Annotated in this window: 1 pseudogene; it reads left to right on the top strand. The window is 68.5% G+C overall.

Annotated features, from left to right (window positions below):
• Positions 1-248 (top strand): annotated as a pseudogene (locus tag SB754_RS22080) (UDP-N-acetylenolpyruvoylglucosamine reductase); the annotation flags it as partial.

Below are 248 nucleotides of genomic sequence, written 5' to 3'. Positions count from 1 at the left end.
CTGCAGTTTGGCTATCGCGACTCGCTGCTCAAGCGGAGCACGGTCAACGGATCCCCGCGCTATGTGGTGCTCACCGTCGATTTTCTCCTGTCCCGGGGCATGGAGAGCGCGCCGGTGCGTTATGCCGAGCTGGCGCGGGCCCTGGGCGTGGAAGTGGGGGAGCGCGCTGCGGCACAGGACGTGCGCCGCGAAGTGCTCCGCCTGCGCGCCGGCAAGGGCATGGTGCTCAACCCCGATGATCCCGACAC

It is taken from the genome of Leifsonia sp. SIMBA_070 (genome assembly GCF_046534635.1).
Lineage (GTDB): Bacteria > Actinomycetota > Actinomycetes > Actinomycetales > Microbacteriaceae > Leifsonia.
This window is presented reverse-complemented; position numbering and strand designations above follow the sequence as displayed.